The sequence below is a fragment of the Psychrobacter sp. TB20-MNA-CIBAN-0197 genome (genome assembly GCF_040309765.1).
GTDB classification, from domain to species: domain Bacteria; phylum Pseudomonadota; class Gammaproteobacteria; order Pseudomonadales; family Moraxellaceae; genus Psychrobacter; species Psychrobacter submarinus.
The window spans coordinates 1-244 of record NZ_JBEOPC010001216.1 but is presented as its reverse complement, the minus strand read 5'-3'; the positions used below and the strand labels follow the sequence as shown (position 1 = coordinate 244).

Genomic DNA, 244 nt, shown 5'->3' with positions numbered 1-244 from the left:
GCGCTGCGTCGGTGCATCCAGCGTCAGCAGACGCGCATCGAATTTGCGCACCTGGTTGACGTAAGGCACTTTCACATGCAGACCCGGCTGGACATCGGCCTGAACCACACGACCGAATTGCAGCAGCACCGCGCGCTCGGTCTGAGCGACGATGTAGAAGCAATTCCAGCCCACCAGTACCACAACGACGCCAACGATCAGGGCGATCAGCGATTTATTGCTCATCAGCGGGTCTCCCTTGTAC

General features: G+C 59.0%; 1 protein-coding gene. It reads right to left on the bottom strand.

What is annotated here, in order from left to right; all coding sequences use genetic code 11:
• Positions 1 to 225: SPFH domain-containing protein (locus AAEY83_RS17815; protein WP_351061340.1), on the bottom strand; the 225-nt coding region annotated here is incomplete at its 3' end.
• Positions 226 to 244 lie beyond the last annotated feature (19 nt).